This window comes from Devosia lacusdianchii (assembly GCF_022429625.1).
Classification (GTDB): domain Bacteria; phylum Pseudomonadota; class Alphaproteobacteria; order Rhizobiales; family Devosiaceae; genus Devosia; species Devosia lacusdianchii.
This window is the reverse complement of record NZ_CP092483.1, coordinates 1,239,266-1,258,105: the sequence shown is the minus strand read 5'-3', so window position 1 is coordinate 1,258,105 and position 18,840 is coordinate 1,239,266. Positions and strand designations below refer to the sequence as shown.

General features: G+C 64.0%; 11 protein-coding genes. 3 read left to right on the top strand and 8 right to left on the bottom strand.

The features are described from left to right. Positions 1 to 2 precede the first annotated feature (2 nt). Entirely contained in the window at positions 3 to 149 is a 147-nt protein-coding gene (locus tag MF606_RS06155; protein ID WP_240232930.1) for a YciI family protein, read from the top strand. A 39-nt stretch (positions 150 to 188) separates the two neighbouring features. Here MF606_RS06155 and MF606_RS06150 read toward each other — a convergent pair whose 3' ends face one another. Both MF606_RS06150 and MF606_RS06145 read right to left on the bottom strand, forming a co-directional pair. Beyond that, the gene (locus MF606_RS06150; RefSeq protein ID WP_240232929.1) at positions 189 to 2,048 is read right to left on the bottom strand and encodes an ABC transporter ATP-binding protein; all 1,860 of its coding nucleotides are present in this window, start codon (positions 2,046 to 2,048) and stop codon (positions 189 to 191) included. Between the two features lie 318 nt (positions 2,049 to 2,366). Next, a complete protein-coding gene (locus tag MF606_RS06145) occupies positions 2,367 to 4,217 on the bottom strand; it encodes an ABC transporter ATP-binding protein (RefSeq protein ID WP_240232928.1) in 1,851 nt (616 codons plus the stop codon). Between the two features lie 311 nt (positions 4,218 to 4,528). Here MF606_RS06145 and pepN point away from each other — a divergent pair, with 311 nt between their 5' ends. Both pepN and MF606_RS06135 read left to right on the top strand, forming a co-directional pair. Beyond that, entirely contained in the window at positions 4,529 to 7,168 is a 2,640-nt protein-coding gene (gene pepN / locus MF606_RS06140) for an aminopeptidase N (protein ID WP_240232927.1), read from the top strand. A gap of 264 nt (positions 7,169 to 7,432) precedes the next feature. Then, entirely contained in the window at positions 7,433 to 9,094 is a 1,662-nt protein-coding gene (locus MF606_RS06135; RefSeq protein WP_240232926.1) for a sensor histidine kinase, read from the top strand. Between the two features lie 209 nt (positions 9,095 to 9,303). On the opposite strand, the gene MF606_RS06130 is transcribed toward MF606_RS06135, so the two are convergent. From MF606_RS06130 to MF606_RS06105, 6 genes are all read right to left on the bottom strand, one after another. Then, entirely contained in the window at positions 9,304 to 12,186 is a 2,883-nt protein-coding gene (locus tag MF606_RS06130) for a bifunctional [glutamine synthetase] adenylyltransferase/[glutamine synthetase]-adenylyl-L-tyrosine phosphorylase (protein ID WP_240232925.1), read from the bottom strand. Positions 12,187 to 12,292: 106 nt separating this feature from the next. Further along, positions 12,293 to 13,723, bottom strand: a complete 1,431-nt coding sequence (locus MF606_RS06125; RefSeq protein WP_240232924.1) for a sensor histidine kinase — start codon at positions 13,721 to 13,723, stop codon at positions 12,293 to 12,295. Between the two features lie 3 nt (positions 13,724 to 13,726). Beyond that, the gene (locus tag MF606_RS06120; protein ID WP_240232923.1) at positions 13,727 to 14,398 is read right to left on the bottom strand and encodes a response regulator transcription factor; all 672 of its coding nucleotides are present in this window, start codon (positions 14,396 to 14,398) and stop codon (positions 13,727 to 13,729) included. Positions 14,399 to 14,601: 203 nt separating this feature from the next. Next, the gene (locus tag MF606_RS06115; RefSeq protein ID WP_240232922.1) at positions 14,602 to 16,140 is read right to left on the bottom strand and encodes a Do family serine endopeptidase; all 1,539 of its coding nucleotides are present in this window, start codon (positions 16,138 to 16,140) and stop codon (positions 14,602 to 14,604) included. Between the two features lie 274 nt (positions 16,141 to 16,414). After that, positions 16,415 to 16,858, bottom strand: a complete 444-nt coding sequence (locus MF606_RS06110) for a cytochrome c-type biogenesis protein (protein WP_240232921.1) — start codon at positions 16,856 to 16,858, stop codon at positions 16,415 to 16,417. Next, entirely contained in the window at positions 16,855 to 18,828 is a 1,974-nt protein-coding gene (locus tag MF606_RS06105; protein ID WP_240232920.1) for a heme lyase CcmF/NrfE family subunit, read from the bottom strand. The genes MF606_RS06110 and MF606_RS06105 overlap by 4 nt, the downstream gene beginning before the upstream one ends. Positions 18,829 to 18,840: the final 12 nt, after the last annotated feature.

Here is an 18,840-nt window from a genome sequence, read left to right as displayed (position 1 = left end):
GCGTGAGCCAAGGCGGCGGCGCCAATCCGCTCAGCGGCTACACCATCGTCAATGCCGACAGCCACGATGCGGCCAATGCCATCGCCAAGGGCAGCCCGGTGCTGGCCTCTGGCGGCACCGTCGAAGTCTGCGAACTTATCGACATGTAGAACGACGCGCCCGGCCAATGGCCGGGCGCTTCTGTTTGCCTATTCGGCTGCCGCTTCCAGATCGAGGAAGCCGCCGGACTGACGCTCCCACAGATGCGCATAGTGTCCGCCCGAAGCCAGGAGCTGGGCGTGGGTGCCCTCCTCCACGATCTGGCCCCGTTCGAGCACCACCAGCCGATCCATGGCGGCGATGGTCGACAGGCGGTGGGCGATGGCGATCACCGTCTTGCCCTGCATCAGCGAGGTCAGTTGCTCCTGGATCGCCGCTTCGACTTCGGAATCGAGGGCCGAGGTGGCTTCGTCCAGCACCAGGATCGGCGCGTTCTTGAGCAGGACGCGGGCGATGGCGACGCGCTGGCGCTGACCGCCAGACAACTTCACCCCACGTTCGCCGACATGGGCGTCGTAGCCCGTGCGACCCTTGGGGTCGACCAGGCCGGCGATCACGTCATGCACCTTGGCCTGTTCGGCGGCCCGCATCATTTCCTCGTCGGTCGCCGACTGGCGGCCGTATTTGAGGTTCTCGCGGACCGACCGGTGCAGGAGCGACGTATCCTGGCTGACAAGGCCGATGGCAGCGCGGACGCTTTCCTGCGTCACATGCCGCACATCCTGCCCATCGATGCGGATGGAACCGTCCTGCACGTCGAACATGCGCAGGGCCAGGTTGACCAGCGTCGACTTGCCTGAGCCAGAACGCCCGACAAGGCCGATCTTCTCGCCTGGAGCGACTGTCAGGTTGAAGTCGTCGATGACGGAGCCCTGCTTGCCGCGCCAATAGTTGAAGCTGACATTGTCGTAGGTCAGCTCGCCCTTGGTAACATCAAGCGCCTTGGCGTCCGGTTCATCGACCATGGTCAGCGGCTGGGCGATGGTGTCCATCGAGTCCCTGACGTTGCCGACCTGGCGGAAGATGTTCGACCCGATCTCGAGGATCCAGCCGCTCATGTTCATGATCTGCAGTGCGAACGGGATAGCCGTAGCCACCGCAGCAGCCGTCAATGCGCCGTTGTTCCAGCCGATCAGCGCCAGCCAGGTGACCGAGACCACCAGACCCGCATTGAGCAGGAACAGGATGGACCACATGTAGGTGAACACGCGCATCAGCTTGCGGAAGCTGACCGTGTGATCGATCACGGAGTCCGCCACATACTGATCCTCGTGCCCGCCGGTCGAGAAGGTCTTCAGCGTCTGGATGTTGGTGTAGCTGTCGACAATGCGTCCCGTCATCACCGACTTGGCTTCCGACAACTCCTCGGAATAGCGAGCGATCAGCGGCATGGTGATGGAAAACAGGATCGCGTAGAGCAGCAGCCAAACGCCGATGGGCACCAGCAGCACCGGATCGAGCTGGGCCAGCACGACGATCGCCACCACGACGAAGACCAGGGCATACCAAGCCGCATCGATGGTGAGGTTGAAGCCGATTTCGACGGCTTCACCGGCCTGAATGATCTTGTTGGCGACACGACCGGCAAAGTCGTTCTGGAAGAAGGTCCAGCTCTGCCGGATCACGTGCCAATGGCTCTGCCAGCGGATGATGGCGATGAGATTGGGCACGATGGCGTGGTTGCGGATCAGCGTATCGAGCAGGAAGGTCAGCGGCCGCACCAGCACGACAACGAAGATCATCCAGAGGAAGGTCTGGCCGTGAACGGTGAAGATGTCGCCAGGATTGGTGGTGGCCAGCATGCCGACCACGAGGCCGACAAAGACGGGCATCAGTGCATCGGCGACGGAGCCGATGGCGACCAGGACGATACGAATGGCGAAGGCCGCCCGGAACTGGCCGATGAAGTAGCTGACGAAGGGGCGGAGACCCATGGGCGGTTGCCGGTTCTTGGCAAGCGCAGTGGGGGCATAGATATGGTCGAAGAAGTCGATGACGCGGTTGAACATTTTGAGCTCATTCTTGTGAGCCGCGCCTGACGGAGTTTCTGGCTCAGGTCAGGTTCGGAATCGATGACGATCGGAGGGCTTGGGTTGGCTGGACGCACCGGGGTTGGGGTTGCCGTTCGCTCGGATCGTAATGATGTCACCCATCTGGGTTCTCCTTGGTTGGTTGAAGGCGGTTAGTTCGACGTCGAATCTGCACCCACAGTCGCTTCCCCCGGACTTGATCCGAGGGTCACTGCCAGCGCGTGCCATACGACGAGAGACCGCGGATCAAGTCCGCGGGAAGCAATTGTGGGGCGGAAGCATGGCGCGCAATGATGATCACTGCGCCGCTTCCTCCGGTTGGTCGGCGTCGATGAAGCCGCCGGACTGGCGATGCCAGAGGCTCGAATAGATGCCGCCGGTTTCGAGCAATTGGGCATGGGTGCCGGTCTCGACTACCTTGCCTTTGTCGAGCACCACCAGCCGGTCCATCATGGCGATGGTGGAGAGGCGGTGGGCGATGGCGATCACTGTCTTGCCCCTCATCAGCAGCTGAAGTTGGCCCTGGATTGCCGCTTCGACCTCGGAATCGAGGGCAGAGGTGGCTTCATCCAGCACCAGGATCGGTGCGTTCTTGAGCAGCACGCGGGCGATGGCGATGCGCTGGCGCTGGCCGCCGGAGAGCTTGACGCCGCGCTCGCCGACATGGGCGTCGAAGCCCTTGCGACCTTGCGGGTCGCTGAGGCCGGCGATGAAGTCGGAGGCCTCGGCCAGGTCGGCCGCCTCGCGCATCATCTCCTCGGTCGCGTCGGGGCGGCCATAGACGATGTTCTCGCGCACCGAGCGATGCAGCAGCGACGTATCCTGCGTCACCACACCGATATTGGCGCGCAGGCTGTCCTGCGTGACCCGGGCGATGTCATGCCCGTCGATGAGGATGCGGCCGTCGGCGCGATCGTAAAAGCGCAGCAGCAGGTTGACGATGGTCGACTTGCCCGCGCCGGAACGCCCGACCAGACCGATCTTCTCGCCAGGGCGGATATGCAGGTTGAGATCGTCGATCACGCCGGTTTTCTTGCCGTAGTGGAACGAGACATTCTCGAACTTGATATCGCCGTTGACCGTGCCGATCGGCTCGGCTGCCGGGGCGTCGGAGACGATGCGAGGCAGCGAGATGGAGGAAATACCGTCCTTGACCGTGCCGATATTCTCGAACAGCGAGGACATTTCCCACATGACCCACTGGCTCATGCCCTGGAAGCGCATGACCAGACCGAGGGACACAGCCAGCGCGCCCGGCGTCATCAGCCCCTGCATCCACAGCCAGATGCCGACGCCGCCGACCGAGGCCAGCAGCAGGGCATTGGACCACAGCACCAGCATGTTGAGCACGGTGAACAGGCGCATTTGCCGGTAGACCGTGTCGAGGAACTGGTCCATCGCCTCCTTGGCATAGGTCTCCTCGCGGTTGGAGTGCGAGAAGAGCTTCACCGTGGCGATGTTGGTGTAGCTGTCGACGATGCGGCCGGTCATCATCGAGCGGGCATCGGCCTGCGCCTGGGAAATCTTGCCCATGCGCGGGATGAAATAAATCATCATCGACACATAGCCCGCCAGCCACACCAGGAAGGGAATGGCCAGCCGCCAGTCGGCCGCGGCCGCCAGCACCACGGCGCCGGTGAAATAAACGACGACATACACCAGCATGTCGAGCAGCTTCATCACCACTTCGCGCACGGCGAGCGAGGTCTGCATAAGTTTGGCGCCGATGCGACCGGCAAACTCGTCCTGGAAGTAGCTCATCGACTGGCGGATGAGGTAACGGTGGCTCATCCAGCGAATGCGCTGCGGGAAATTGCCCAGCAGCGTCTGGTGCATCGTGAGCGTGGAAATCAGCGCGAAGCCGGGCAGGACGATGACGATCATCGCGCCCATCAAGGCGAGCTTCCAGCCGTCGGTCTGCAGGAAGGTCTCAGGATTTGCGCCGGCAAGCCAGTTCACGACATCGCCGATGAAGCCGAAGATAACGATTTCGCCGATGGCAACCGCAGCGGCGGCAACGGCCATCAGCGCCAGCCATTTCTTGGCGCCGTGCGAATAGTGCAGGCAGAAGGCCAGGAGGCCCTTGGGCGGCTCTACCGGATCGCCGGCAGGATAAGGATCAAGACGTCGTTCGAACCAACGCAGCATAGCTTCACCACAATACAGACCGGAGATGGGTCACCTTGTGCCAGGCTGCGACGGACAGAGGCTGTCAGTAGCGCGAGTGGCCCGTTGGGATGCCGACCGGGAATTTGGATACCGCGCTCGATGCACCCACAATTGGCGCAGAGGAGCAGCGTGCCGCGACCGGCAATAGCCCCCTCCCCAATGCCGTCCCAATTGGCGTAGAAGAGTGGACCGAAGCGGTCGCTGGCCGACGAGGATACACGAAAGCGTCAACACTACTGTTGCGGCGCAGACACACTTAATTTCAGACCGACGATTTGGCGGACCAGACCATGCGTACCGAAACCGAGCACACGATTTTTCTCAAGGACTACACGCCGAGCCCGTATCGCATCGTGTCGGTCGATCTCGACTTCCGGATCACGGCCGCGAATACGCGCGTCGTGGCGCAATTGACGGTGGAGCCGCGCGAGGGAACCGCGCCGGGCACTCCGCTGGTGCTCGACGGGGATGAGCTGACGCTGACCTCGATCGCTATCGACGGCGCGCCGCTCGCGGTATCGGCCTATGCCAGCGACGCCGATAGCCTGACGATCGTCGAGCCGCCACTGCGGCGCTTCGTGCTGGAGACCGAAGTCTTCCTGCAGCCGGAAGGCAATACCAAACTCATGGGCCTCTATCGCTCAAGCGGCACCTGGTGCACGCAGTGCGAGCCCGAGGGCTTCCGCCGCATCACCTATTACCTCGACCGGCCGGATAATCTGGCGACGTTCAAGGTGCGGATGAGCGCTCCACTCGACGTCGCGCCGGTGCTGCTGGCCAATGGCAATTTGATCGACAAGGGTGACGCCGGCGATGGCCTGCACTATGCCGTGTGGGAAGATCCCTTCCCCAAGCCAGCCTATCTCTTCGCGCTGGTGGCAGGTGATCTCGGCTCAATATCAGACAGCTTCACCACGGCTTCCGGTCGCAAGGTGGCTCTCGCCATCTATTGCACCCACGGCAAGGAAGAGCAGTGCCTGTGGGCCATGGACAGCCTCAAGCGGTCGATGGCCTGGGACGAGCGCCGCTTCGGCCGCGAGTATGATCTCGATGTGTTCAACATCGTCGCCGTGAGCGATTTCAACTTCGGCGCGATGGAAAACAAGGGCCTCAACATCTTCAACGACAGGCTGGTCTTCGCGCAGCCGGACACGGCCACCGACGGTGACTATGAAGGCATCGAACGCGTCATCGCGCATGAGTACTTCCACAATTGGACAGGCAATAGAATCACTTGCCGCGACTGGTTCCAGCTCTGCCTCAAGGAAGGGCTGACGGTTTATCGCGACCAGGAGTTCACCTCGGACGAGCGCAGCCGGGCGGTGAAGCGCATTTCCGACGTCGTCGGTTTGCGGGCGGCGCAGTTCCCGGAGGATGGCGGTCCGCTGGCGCACCCGGCGCGGCCAGACCAGTATCGCGAGATCAACAACTTCTATACGGCCACGGTCTACGAGAAGGGTGCCGAAATCGTCCGCATGCTGGCGACGTTGCTGGGCGAGGCCGGATTCCGCAAGGGCATGGACCTCTATTTCGAGCGGCATGACGGAGAAGCGACCACGATCGAGGCCTTCCTCGCCGTGTTCGCCGAAGCCAACGGCATGGATCTCGACCAGTTCAAGACCTGGTACCTACAGGCTGGTACACCTCGCGTGACGGTCAGCGACAGCTACGATGCGGCGCGCCAGACCTACACGCTCAAGCTCGACCAGGAGACCCTGCCGACACCAGGGCAGCCAACCAAGGAAGCTTTGGTGCTGCCCATCAAGTTCGGGCTTATCGGTCCCAATGGCAGTCCCATGGCCTGGGGTGGGGTCAGCGGCGCCGAAGTGCGCGACGAGATGATCGTGCTGGACAAGGCGAGCGCCGAGATCACCTTCACTGGCGTACCGAACAAGCCGGTACCCTCGTTGCTGCGCGGCTTTTCAGCGCCGGTCAATCTCACGACCAACCTGACGCAAGACGACCAGCTCTTCCTGGCCCGGCATGACAGCGATCCGTTCAACCGCTGGCAGGCCTTGCAGGATGTGGGCATGGCGCTGGCCGTCGACGCCGTCAATGGGAAGCCGTGGAGCGACGCGGCCATCAAGGCGCTGAGCGATGCCTTCGGCGATACACTGGCAAGCGACACGCTCGACGACGCGTTCAAGGCCCTGGCGCTGTCGGTGCCGGCCGAGTCGCAGATCGCGCGGACCGTCGGCAAGGATGTCGACCCGTCGCGTATTCACGAGGTCCGCGACCGCCTGGTGAAGGCCGTGTTCGAGCCGCTGGCGGTCCCGATGCTGCGGGCCTATCTCAAACTCGCGAGCGACCTGCCCTACGCGCCTGATGCCGCAAGCACCGGACGCAGGGCGCTGCGCAATCGGCTGCTCGGCCTGCTCGTCGCGAGCGAGGCTGCCGGTACGGCCAGCCTGGCTTCGCAGCAATATGCCGAAGCACGGAACATGACCGACCGGCTGGCCGCGCTGGCCGCCAGCGCCGGAGCCTGGACATCGGACGCCCCTGCCCTGCTCGCGGATTTCCGCAGCCGCTTCGGCGCTGACCCGCTCGTGTTGGACAAGTGGCTGACGGTTACCGCCAGCGTTCCGTTTGACGGAGTCATCGAGCGCATCGCTGCCATCCTTGCCGATCCGGCCTTCCCCAAGACCAACCCCAACCGGCTGCGATCGCTGGTGGGTTCGTTTGCCATGGGTAACCCGACGCAGTTCGCACGGGCCGACGGCGCGGGCTTCCGATTCGTCGCCGATTTTGTGGCCGAGGTGGACAAGATCAATCCCCAGGTCGCGGCGCGGGTGCTGACCGGATTCCGTATCTGGCCGATGCTGGAAAGCGGCCGGCGCGAGGCCGCGAAGGCCGCGTTGACGGGCCTGCAAGGTACCAGTGGGTTGAGCCGGAATACGGCCGATATCCTGACCCGCATGCTGGCTGGGTGAGGACGAAGACGTGCGGCGAGACGATCTTTCCGAGGATCGTCGGGGTCGAGCCGGGTGACGATCGCGCGGGCGAGGATCGCGCGGCCCATTTCGCAATAATGGAAGAATTTTTCTTCTGCCGCTAAGTGATTCAAGTGACTCGCGATTTCGCGGGTCACCCCTCCCGCCCCCTGTATGGGGGTATGGACAGCCGACGCGGCCTGATTCATTGTTTGTTAAGGGCAAATCGGGCGGGGCTAACACCCTCACAGGACGGAGAATTTTATGCGGTCGGCGGAGACATCCGGCGCCGGTGCCGAAGGATTCGGCGCGGGCAAGCGTATGGCAGGTGATCGCCGTACCGACGACAAGGGCAGGACGCCCGGCCGCAGGCCACTTCATCTCGTTTTTTCGCCAATCACCCTCGCGGTGGCGCTGACGTCGATGCTGGCCGCCGCGCTCTTCGTCATCTACGACACCGCCCGCACCTTCGACGATGCGCGCCGCGAACTGATGATGATCGGCACCACGCTGGCATCGGAAATCGCCGAAATGGCGCCCGATGCGGCCAGCGCCGTGGTCAATGCCTCATCCACCCGCTTTGGCGCGAGCACTCGCGCGAGCCTGGTCCCCTCCGATGTGCAGCAGTCGAGCCCAACGGCTTTACTCAGCCAGTTCGTGCCGGCAGCGCCACATGGCACGCTGGCGCTGGAGAGCGAGCAAGGTGCGGCCTGGGCGGGTATTGCCCAGCGCGCTGCGGCAGCCGTTGCGCTGGCAGCCCTGCTGACCCTGCTCACCTGGCGACGCCGCCACGGTGGAATGCCAGACATGTTGCAACGCCACAATTACGGCACGTTAGCCTCGGCAATCCCGATGGGCGTTGCGTGCTGGACCAAGACGGGCGACCTCGTGGTCTGTAACGAGCAATACCGGGCCCGTCTCAACCTCAGCAGCACCGCCGTCACCTACCATGACGCAGTCAAGAAGCTGATCGTGGGCGGCTATATGAAGCTGCTCAATGAAGACGAGAACAATCGACTGCTGGAGCTGCATCGCGAGGACGGCTCGTATCTGCTGATCGATGAGCGTCCGCTGGCTGACGGTGGCTTCATGACGCTGGTCAGCGATGTGACCGAGCGCAAGAAGACCGACACTATGCTCAATGCCATCCGCGAGGAGCAGCGCCTGCTGGCGCGGCGCTACCACGAGGAAAAGCTCAAGGCGGAAGCGGCCAGCCGCTCCAAGACCAATTTCCTCGCCCATCTCAGCCACGATATCCGCACGCCGCTCAACCACATTATCGGCTTTGCCGAACTGATGCGGCACCAGACCTATGGCCCCCTGGGCGACGCGCACTATGACGACTATGTGCAGTCGATCAAAACCTCGGGCGAACACCTGCTGGCGTCGTTCGCGACCATCCTCGACCTCGCCGAGCTGGAGAGCGGGCAGAAAGACCTGCGAACCGATCCGGTCGGCGTCGACGAATTGCTCGATAGCGTGGCCCAGCGTTTCCGGGCGCAGGCGGCGCGCGCCGGGCTCAGCCTCGTTCGCGGCGAGCCCTGCGGGGCGGTATTGCGCGGCGACCGGTTGGGGCTGAACCGCATGGTCGCCAATATCGTCGAGAACTCGCTGCGCTTCACACCATCAGGCGGCCGCGTTACCCTTGCCGCATTCGCAGCACGGGATGGCGTGGTTATCGAGGTGACCGATACCGGCCTGGGCATGGACGAGGCGCGCCTGGCAAGCCTGTCGCAACCCTTTGCCCTGGGCGACGCCACCTTCACCCGCGAGGGCATCGGCCCGGGGCTAGGCATCTCCATCTCCCGCGCCATTGCCGAACTCAGCGGCGGGCACATGGCCATCGATTCCAGCCCTTCGCTGGGAACCACGGTAGCCATCTCCCTGCCGCTTCATCCCGAAACAGCCCTGCAGGCCGCCGAATGATCAACCGGGAATGGCATGAGGCACACCGGATGCCCAGAAATGCCAATCTCGAAACGCGGATCGAATGGCATCTGGAACATGCCGAGCAATGCGGCTGCCGGGATGTGCCGGAAAGCGTAAAGCGAGCGCTGGAAAAGCGCGGGACGCCAGTGCCGCCACGGAGAGCGGAGTAGCCACCTCTTACCTCGCCCCTCCGGGGCGAGGCGGGCCTAAAGTCCCCGCGCCTTCTCGTACCACCCTGCTGCAGCAGCACTCACCTCGCCACGCATGGCGATGAGGTCCAGTTCCAGGCGCGCGAAATCGGGGTAATGGGTCAGGCCCGCCAGCAATTCCTTGAAGGCCAGGGTCCAGGCCTCGTCCTTGAACGGGCTGACCAGCGCCGAGCTCATCACTTGCAGCACGGTCGAATAGAGCTCGTGGATTTCGGCCAGCCGAGCCCCTTCGGGCACGAGGCCGGTCTCGCCCAGTCGGGCTAGGACCCGCGCCGTCAGCGCCTGCGGCAATCCAATCGTGGCGCCGGCGACGAGCTGGGCCGATTGCGCGATGAACTCGAGATCGACCAGCCCACCCTCGGCAAGCTTGAGGTCAAAGGGATGCCGGGACGGCCGCTCCTTGGCCATCAAAGCCCGCATCGAAACCACATCTTCGATGGTTTTGGTAGCATCCCGGGGCCGCGACATGACCTCGGCGATGGCAGCGTCGACCGCCTGAGCGAATTGCCCATCGGCCGCGATGACACGAGCGCGGCTGAGCGCCAGATGCTCCCAGGTCCAGGCATTGTCGCGGTGGTAGGCGCGGAAGCCGGTGAGGCTGGTCGCTAGCGGCCCGGCATTGCCCGATGGGCGCAACCGCATATCGGCTTCATAGAGCACACCTTCGGCGGTCGGCGCGGTGATGGCCGCGACGAGGCGCTGGGTCAGGCGAGTATAATAGTGATTGGTGCTCAGTGGCTTGTCGCCATCCGATTCCGTCTCTGGCGCGTCATAGAGCAGGATGAAATCGAGGTCGGAGGTGACCGTCATCTCCCGGCTCGCCATCTTACCGAAGGCCAGCAGCGCCACCTTGCCGCCAGCAATGGCGCCGTGGCGACGTTCGAACTCGGCGCGGACGCTGCCCGATAGCCGGTTCAGCAGCGTTTCGGCCAGCGCGGTGAATTGCTCGCCAGCGCCGCTGGCGCTAACCGTGCCCGACAGCAGCCCGGCCGCGATGAGGAATTTCTGCTCCTGCCCGATGATGCGGGCGCGATCGATGATCTCTTCGTAAGAGCGCGCTTCGGCGAGGAAAGCATCGACCTTGGCGATGAGCACGTCGCGATGCGTCACGTCATTGGCGAAGGCGGGGTCGATCAGCCCATCCATCACATGGGCACGGTGGATCACCGCCTCGGACATGCGCGGCGCCGAGGCCATGAGCTGCACCAGCAGCGTGCGCAGATTGGGGTGGGTTCGCAGCAGGGCGAAGAGCTGCACGCCAGTGGGCAAGCGCGACAGGAAATTGTCGAACTTGGCCAGCGCTTCGTCGGCATTGCCGGCTGTGCTGAGGGTGGACAGCAGCGCCGGCAGCAATTCGGTGAGGTGCGCGCGGGCCGCGGCGGCACGCGTGGCGGGGTAGCTGCCATAGTGCCACTTGCGCACCGTCTCGATGGCCTTGGAAGGTTCGGCAAAGCCCATGGCCGACAAAGTTTCGACCGTACCGGGATCGTCGTCATTGCCGGTGAAGACCAGATTGCCTTCACCGCTGCCCAGGGTCTCGCCCTCGGTGAACAGCTCGGAATAATAGCCGACCACCCGCTCCAGCGCGGCACGGTAGCCGATTTCGAACTGGCGCAGGTCGGGCTGACCCATCAGCCGACCGATGATCGCGACCTCGTCCGAGGTGGCGGGCATGACGTGGGTCTGTTCATCGCGCAGCATTTGCAGACGGTTCTCGACGGCGCGCAGATACCAGTAGGTCTGCGTCAGCTCCGTCGCCGCCTTGGGGGTGATCCAATTGGCGTCGGCCAACGCAGCCAACGCATGGGCGGTCGGCTTCACCCGCAGCGCCTTGTCGCGGCCGCCGGCGATCAATTGCTGGGTCTGGGTGAAGAACTCGATCTCGCGGATGCCGCCGCGGCCAAGCTTGACGTTGTGACCCTCGACGCGGATATCGCCGACATTCTTGGCGATATTGATCTGACGCTTCATCGCCTGGATATCGGCGATGGTCGCGAAATCGAGATGTTTGCGCCAGACATAGGGCGCCAGTTCCTTGAGGAAGGCGTGGCCCACACCGATATCGCCGGCACAGGCGCGGGCCTTGATCCAGGCGGCGCGCTCCCAGTTCTGGCCGCGGCTTTCGTAATAGGCGAGCGCCGCATCGAAGGAGATGGCGACTGGGGTCGAGCCCGGATCGGGCCGCAGGCGCAGATCGGTCCGGAACACATAGCCATGGGCCCGGCGGTCCTCCATCAGGCCGACCAGCTTCTGTACCATGCGCGAATAGATCTTGGTGGCTTCCGAGGGGTCGGCAAGAACGCCCTTCTCGGGATCGTAGAAGGCGACGATGTCGATGTCGGACGAATAGTTCAGCTCCTGTCCGCCGTGCTTGCCGAGGGCGAAGATGGCGAGGCCGGAATTGGCGGCATTTGCCTGCTCGGCTGGAATGGCAAGAAGCCCGCGCTCGGCGGCCTGGCGCATCAGCAGGTTGAGCACGGCGTCAAGCGCCGCGTCGGCCAGGTCGGACAGAGCCGCCGTCGATTGCGCCGTGGTCCAGGCGCCCCCGGTCTCGGCCATGGCGGCCAGCAGCGCCGTGCGGCCCTTGCCGATGCGCAGCACGGGGGAGAGGGTGTCTTCGTCGGTTGCCTCCCGACCGGCGCGTTCGACGGCCTCGATGATATCGGTGAAAGCGCCATCGGCAGTGTCTGAGAGGGCGCCGACTAACCAGGCAGCATTCTCCTGCGCCAGGCCCAACAGGTAGGGCGCGGATTCGAGCAAGGGCCCCAGCGTGGACGCGGCGCCTGATATTGCCGACCGCTGGTCGGCGGGCAGCTCGGCGAGCCAGGCTTCGAAACGGGGACAGTCCTGCGGTGGCAGGGATTTCAGAGAAATAGCCATGTGCGAGGGATAGCTTGGCGGCGGAGCGCGAGCAAGGTGGCGGCAAGGAAGAGTACCCCCTCCTAGCCTCCCCCTGGTAGGGGGAGGCTAGGTGGGGGTATTCTTGCTATCCACCAGGCAAATCGATCACCGCCCGCACCCCCGGCGCATTGTCCTCGATACGGAACATCCCGCCGTGAAGGCGCGCCACGGCGTCTACCAACGACAGACCCAGGCCGGAGCCGGATTCGGAACGGCTCTTTTCGAGGCGGACGAAGCGTTCGAGAACGCGCTTGCGATCCTCTTCGGGAATGCCGGGGCCATTGTCGGCCACTTCGATCAGCACGCGGTTCTCGGCCTGACGCAGGCCGACGGTAATCTTGCCGGTGCCCTCGCCGTCGGGCTTGGCATACTTCACGGCGTTTTCGAGCAGGTTGACCATAGCCTGGCCGATCAGTTCGCGATTGGCCCGCAGCGTGACCCTGTCGGCGATGGCGGTTTCGACGATTATGCCTGCGTCCTCGGCCACCGGCCCATAGAGCTCGGCGACGTCGGCCACGACAGCGCTAACATCGACATCGGTCAGCGCGCCCGAGGGCGCGCCGGCTTCGGCCCGGGCAATCATCAGCAGCGCGTTGAAGGTCTGGATCAGGCGATCGCTCTCGGCGATCGTGGTTTCGAGCGCCTGCTGGCGGGCTTCATCGCTCGAACCATCGCGCAGGGCCGTCTCGGCCTGGTTACGCAGGCGCGTCAGCGGTGTCTTGAGGTCGTGCGCGACGTTGTCGGTGACTTCCTTGAGGCCCTGCAGCAGCTGCTCGATGCGATCGAGCATGGCGTTGAGATTGGTGGCGAGGCCATCGAACTCATCATTGCGCTTGGTAATGGGCACTCGCTCGGAGAGGTTGCCGGACATGATCTTGGTCGAGGTATCGCGGATCGTGTCGATACGCTTCAGCACCCGGCGCGCCGTGACGCCGCCGGCAATGACCGAGAACACGATGATGCCGAGCACGCCGAACAGAAAGCTCTGCACGATGATGGCCGAGAAGCCGCGTCGCTCGACCACGTCGCGTCCGACCACCAATCGCATGCCATTGCTGAGCTCCACCGAACGCACGATGGCGAAGCCGGTCTTCCTGGGCCGGGCATTGGCCGGCGCGTCAGACGGATTATCGCCGGGCGGATCGATGAAGGGATTGGCGCGCTCGTAGTCGAAGCTGTAGGTGCCCGGCTCAATCAGGACGTTGGCCGGCACGTCCGCCACATTGCCCAGCAAATACTGGCCCGTCGCGTCGCCGAGGTAGTAAACGCCCGGCCCCGGCGCGCGCGATATCCGCTCCACGGCAAAGGCCAGCGCCCGGATGCCCTGATTGGCATCGATGCGCTGAAGCACCTGCACTTCATTGTCGATATCGTTGGCCTGCTGGCGCTGGATCTGCACGCTCGATTGCCAGCCGATGAAGCCCAGCAGCAGAATCGAGAAGATGATGAAGATCAGGATGAACGTCGCCGTCAGCCTGACCGTCGAAGTGCGCCAGAGTTGGGCGAAGCGGTTCACGGATTACTCGCGGATCATGTACCCGGCGCCGCGAACGGTGTGCAGCAGGGGCGAGGCATGACCTTTATCGATCTTGCTGCGCAAGCGCGACATGTGCACGTCGATGACATTGGTCTGGGGGTCGAAATGATAGTCCCAGACGTTCTCGAGCAGCATGGTGCGGGTCACCACCTTGCCGGCATTCTTCATCAGATATTCGAGCAGGCGGAATTCGCGTGGCTGCAACAGGATGGTTTCGCCATCGCGCTCGACCTTGCGCGAGAGCCGATCCAGCGACAGATCGCCGACATCATAACTGGTGGCCGCTTCGGAGGGGCTGGAGCGGCGGGCGAGTACTTCGACACGCGCGAGCAGTTCGGTGAAGGCATAGGGCTTGGTGAGGTAGTCGTCGCCGCCGGCGCGGAGGCCGGTCACACGGTCGTCCACCTCGCCCAGCGCGGAGAGAATGAGCACCGGGGTCTTGTCGCCCTCGGCGCGCAGCGACTCGACGATGGAGAGGCCATCGCGGCGCGGCAGCATACGGTCGACGATGAGAACTTCGTAGTCCATGCCCGAGGCCATGGCGTAACCGGTCTCGCCGTCAGTGGCGTGATGGGTGATGTGTCCGGCCTCGTCCAGGGCCTGGATCAGGTAGCTCGCGGCCTCGCGATCATCTTCGATCAGCAGAATCTTCACCGCGACGCTCCTTTGGCGCAAATCCCTCAGTCATCTCCCTCCCCTTGTGGGGAGGGATCAAGGATGGGGGTGTCACACGCATTGGACCCGCGGAAAGATACCCCCACCCTGCTCGATGTACAGACTTAGCTCACGCTAAGTCCTATCTCGCTTCCCTCCCCACAAGGGGGAGGGAGACCGACTGAAACGTCGGCGTTTTCGACTTACTCGCTCAGCGGCAGGCCGATGAAGCGGGCTTCGCCGTCGCGGCTGGCCTTGACCAGGGCGGTGTTAAGCCCCTTGGCCTTGACCGCGGCGATCGCGGCTTCGAACTCTTCGAGGCTGGCGACCGGCGTGTTGTTGACCTCGAGAATGGCATCACCCACGGCGAGGCCCTTCTCAGCAGCCTGCGAGTCAGGCGCAACGTCCTGGATCAGCAGGCCGCCCGAACCATCCGAATTCGGCACCAGCGTCAGACCGACGCTGGATTCGCTCGGCAGCGGAGCCGGCGGCACGGGTTCGTCCTGATCGGTCTGAGTGGCGGTGGCATCCTCGTTCAGAGTCTGCAACTGCACCGACAGCTTGGTCTCGGCACCATCGCGCCAGATGGTCAGCTCGACGGTTGAGTCAGGAGCCTTGCCGGCAATGGTGCGGCTCAGGTCCAGCGCGTCATCGATCGGATCGCCGTCGACGGCGGTGATGATATCGCCAGACTTGACGCCGGCTGCCCCGGCAGGGCCATCGGTGGCGGGTTCGCGGACGATGGCGCCCTTGGGATTGGCCAGGCCAACACCATCGGCAATATCACGCGTCACGTCCTGGATGGAAACGCCGAGATAGCCGCGGGTCACCGAACCATCTTCGATCAGCTGCTGGACGATGCCCTTTACGGTCGCGGCCGGAATGGCGAAGGCGATGCCGACATTGCCGCCATTGGGCGAGTAGATCGCCGTGTTGACGCCGAGCACTTCACCCTTGGTGTTGAAGGCCGGACCACCCGAATTGCCGGTGTTGACGGCGGCGTCGATCTGCAGGAAATCGCCATAGTTGGAGCCGCCAATATTGCGGCCGGAACCGGAGATAACGCCCGCCGTCACGGTGCCGCCGAGGCCGAACGGATTGCCGATGGCCACGACCCAGTCGCCGACGCGACTGGCTTCGGTCTCGAAGCCGACGAAGGGCAGATCGGTGCCTTCGATCTTCAGCACGGCAAGATCGGTGCGTTCGTCGGTGCCGACGATCGTGGCGACCTCTTCCCTACCATCGTCGAACACGACGGTAACCTTGGTGGCATCCTCGACGACGTGGTTGTTGGTGACGATGTAGCCGTCAGCCGAAATCACGAAGCCCGAGCCAGCGGCCATGTAATGACGCGGCGTGGGTTCGTCGCCACCGCGCGGACCGCCCTGGCCGAACTGATCACCGAACTGGTCGAAGAAGTCACGGAAGGGGTGATCGGGCGGAAGATCGGGGAAGTTGAAGTTGAACTGACCGCCGCCGCGCCGCTCCATCTGCGCAGCACTTTCCTCGGCTTCGACGAGGATGGAGACCACGGCAGGCTTCACCGCCGCCACGAGATCGCCAAAGCCGGCTTGCGGCTGGGCCGCGGGCGGCACGACGATCTGTGCTGCGTTCTGCACCTGGGCAGTCGCAACCTGGCCGGTCAAGACGAAAGCGGTGGACACGCCACCGATGCCAACCAGCAGTGCGAGGGCGGAAGCCCCAAGCCAGCGGCGGGTACGCGTAAGAATAGTCGGGCGCATGGAAACTGATCTCCTTCGGCAAGCCCTCAACAGCTTGTGGGGCATAGATATGGAACGGTCGAGCTTTCAGCGAGGTTGCGCCAACATTAAGCTTTGGCAATGTTGCGGGCGGGATTGGGGCGATCGGTGGCCACAATGCTGCTGCGAAGTTTGCTCGATACCATCCACCGGCGTTCCCTCGGGCCTGACCCGAGGTCATTCGCCGCTTTGCGCCGTGTTGATAGTGGCCCTCAGGTCGAGCCCGCGGGAACGCCGGTGTTATGAAAGATGATGCCTATTTCAGCTCGTCGAGCGCGGCCTGCTCTTCCACACTCAACCCGGCTTCAACCACGCGACGCCGCCGGCCGACGACCCAGAGCGTGCCCAGCCCGACGATCAGTAGAAGCGGCGCCGCGATCCACAGCACGATGGTGTGACCACCCAGCCGGGGATTGAGCAGCACATATTCGCCATAGCGATCGACCACGTACTGCCGGACCGCCTCGTCGCTGTCGCCGGCCACCAGCCGTTCGCGCACCAGCACGCGCAGGTCCTTGGCGAGGTCGGCATCGCTGTCGTCGATGGATTGGTTTTGGCAGACCAGGCACCGCAACCCCGCCGAGATATCGCGGGCGCGTTGCTCCAGCACCGGGTCGGGCAGGATTTCATCGGGGCTCAGCGCCAGGGCCGGGCCCGTCCACAGCACCAACAGCAAGGCGAGTGCACGCATCCAGGTCATTCCGCCAACCCCGGTACCGGCTTGGCCGCACGGCGTGGCGCGCCGACCCGCACCTTGCGATCGGTCAGCGACAGCACGCCCGCCAGGGCCATCAGGATCGTCCCCAGCCAGATCAGGGTGATGTAGGGCTTGTGCCAGACGCGGACCACATGGGTGTCCTCCAGCGGCTCGCCGAGCTGCAGATAGACTTGCGAGAAGCCATAGGTCTCGATGGCCGCCTCGGTGGTCGGCATGCCTGACGCGACATAGGTGCGCCGGTCGGCGATCGCCTGCCGCTTGCCGCCGTCCGGCGCAGTGATGGTGAAGCGCCCTTCATCGGACACGTAATTGGGCCCGGGAACCTGATCGAAGCTGTCGAAGGTCACGACATAGCCCGAGAGCTCGGCGCTCTCGCCCGGATTGAGCGTGGTGACCAATTCGGTTTCCCAGGCCGACGTCGCGACAATGCCGAGTACGGTGATACCGATGCCGAAATGGGCAATGGCGGTGGACCAGGCACTGCGGGGCAGGCCCACGAGCCGGCGCCAGCTTTCGCGCAGGGGAATGCGGCCGATCTTGCTGCGATCAACCAGTTCGGCCACCGCGCCGAACGCCACCCAGAAGCCGAGGAGCAGTCCGAGCGGGGCCAGCGAGATCGAAACCCCGCCGAGGGCCGAGATCAGGATGGTGGCGAAAATCGCCAGCGCAGCGGCGCCGATCAGGCGCTGCGCGGCCCCGACGATATCGGCGCGCTTCCACGCCAGCAGCGGCCCGAATGGCAGCACCAGCAAGAGGGGCGCCATCAGCGCGCCGAAGGTCAGATTGAAGAACGGCGCCCCTACCGAGATCGTCGTGCCCGCCACCGCATCGAGCACCAGCGGATAGAGCGTGCCGACCAGCACAGCGCCAACGGCAGTCGCGAGGAACAGGTTATTGAGGATCAGCGCGCCTTCACGGCTGACCGGCGCAAACAGCCCGCCCTGCCGCAGGCTCGAAGCCCGCAGCGCGAACAGGAAGAAGGCGCCGCCGATGACCAGCGCCAGCAGCGACAGGATCACCAGCCCGCGTGTCGGGTCGCTGGCAAAGGTGTGCACCGAGGTCAGGATGCCGGAGCGGACGAGGAATGTGCCCAGCAGCGACAGGCTGAAAGTGATGATGGAGAGGAAGATGGTCCAGATCTTGAGCGCGTTGCGCTTTTCCATCACCAGAGCCGAATGCAGCAGCGCCGTGCCGGCCAGCCAGGGCATGAAGCTGGCATTTTCGACCGGGTCCCAGAACCACCAGCCGCCCCAGCCGAGCTCGTAGTAGGCCCAGTACGAGCCCATGGCGATGCCCAAGGTGAGGAAGGTCCAGCTCAGCATGGTCCAGGGCCGCACCCAGCGCGCCCAGGCCTGGTCGATGCGGCCGGAAATCAGCGCCGCAATGGCGAAGGAGAAACAGATCGAGAAGCCGACATAGCCGGCGTAGAGCAGCGGCGGATGGATGGCGAGCCCGATATCCTGCAATACCGGATTGAGGTCATTGCCTTCCATCGGCGGCGGAAAGATGCGGGCAAAGGGATTGGAGGTGAAGATGGTGAAGCCGGCAAACGCCGCAGTCAGCAGGCTCTGCGTTGCCAGAACCAGCGCCAGCAGGTCGGCGGGCAGGCGGCGGCCAAAGGCGGCCACCATGGCGCCGAAGGCCACCAGGATCAGGATCCAGAGGACCATTGAGCCCTCGTGATTGCCCCAAACGCCGGAAATCTTGAAGATCAGGGGCTTCAGCGAATGGGAATTCTCCACCGCCAGCAGCAGGCTGAAATCTGAAGTCACGAAAGCCTGGATCAGCGCGGCAAAGGCTACCGCCACCAGCACGAATTGCAGCACCGCGGCCTGGCTCAGCACCAGTGCAAGGCGCTGCCCGGAGCGCCAGAAGGCATAGCCACCAATGGCCGAGACGGTCGCCACGGCGAAGGCGAGGATGAGGGCGAAGTGGCCGAGTTCGATGCTCATAGATGGCTGCCC

What these genes read in the sequence shown, in the direction of transcription:
- MF606_RS06135 (WP_240232926.1), top strand. Translation starts at nt 7,433, where the DNA reads ATGCGGTCGGCGGAGACATCCGGCGCCGGTGCCGAAGGATTCGGCGCG.
- MF606_RS06110 (WP_240232921.1), bottom strand. Translation starts at nt 16,858, where the DNA reads ATGACCTGGATGCGTGCACTCGCCTTGCTGTTGGTGCTGTGGACGGGC.
- MF606_RS06115 (WP_240232922.1), bottom strand. Translation starts at nt 16,140, where the DNA reads ATGCGCCCGACTATTCTTACGCGTACCCGCCGCTGGCTTGGGGCTTCC.
- MF606_RS06150 (WP_240232929.1), bottom strand. Translation starts at nt 2,048, where the DNA reads ATGTTCAACCGCGTCATCGACTTCTTCGACCATATCTATGCCCCCACT.
- pepN (WP_240232927.1), top strand. Translation starts at nt 4,529, where the DNA reads ATGCGTACCGAAACCGAGCACACGATTTTTCTCAAGGACTACACGCCG.
- MF606_RS06145 (WP_240232928.1), bottom strand. Translation starts at nt 4,217, where the DNA reads ATGCTGCGTTGGTTCGAACGACGTCTTGATCCTTATCCTGCCGGCGAT.
- MF606_RS06130 (WP_240232925.1), bottom strand. Translation starts at nt 12,186, where the DNA reads ATGGCTATTTCTCTGAAATCCCTGCCACCGCAGGACTGTCCCCGTTTC.
- MF606_RS06105 (WP_240232920.1), bottom strand. Translation starts at nt 18,828, where the DNA reads ATGAGCATCGAACTCGGCCACTTCGCCCTCATCCTCGCCTTCGCCGTG.